The 684-nt window shown below is 46.1% G+C and carries 1 protein-coding gene; it reads right to left on the bottom strand.

All coding sequences use genetic code 11. The features are described 5' to 3' along the window. Window positions 1-209 precede the first annotated feature (209 nt). A partial coding sequence (locus R7R78_RS26585) for a TMEM165/GDT1 family protein (protein ID WP_225474668.1) occupies window positions 210-684 on the bottom strand: 475 nt, incomplete at its 5' end.

Raw genomic sequence — 684 nt, 5'->3', positions numbered from 1 at the left:
CATAAACTTGCCCTCTCGCTATCATTCACACCATTAAACTACCATGACAAGTATGACACTAATATGTCATCCGTCACGCTACGGAGCGATTTTAAGTCAGAGTTTGAGCTGCGCCACTAATTCGCTAGTTATTGATAATTCGCACCATTTTAACGATTGTTCGCAGATAACGTTTTTCCTTTTCAGGCTACGTTATCCGCTTCAAACCATTAAAAGAAGGCCGCACCAATAGCCAATAACACGAACAAAACAGCGGTTACTTTACGGATCAAACCCAATGGCATCTTGTCTGCTGAAAGCTTACCAATCAACACCACTGGCACGTTGGCCAACAGCATACCAATGGTCGTGCCAAGTATGACCCAACTCAGCGCATCCGCGTATTGCGCGCCTAGAATGGAAGTCGCAATCTGAGTTTTATCACCGATTTCAGCAACAAAGAAGGCAATAAAGCTGGCAATGAATGGTCCACGATTCGAGATCTCTTCGTCGTCATCCAGTTTGTCTGGGATCAGAACCCAAGCGGCCATGGCAACAAAACTGACCACCAGCACCCATTTTAAAACATCAGGAGATAGATAGTCGGCCACTACCACACCTAACCATGCAGCCAAAGCGTGGTTGGCAATGGTCGCCAAAAAGATAGCTGCAATAATGGGAATGGGTTTGCGGTAACGACTGGCA

Source organism: Vibrio sp. 2134-1, assembly GCF_033339495.1.
The sequence above is the reverse complement of the archived record's forward strand: the minus strand, read 5'-3'. Positions and strand labels throughout refer to the sequence as shown.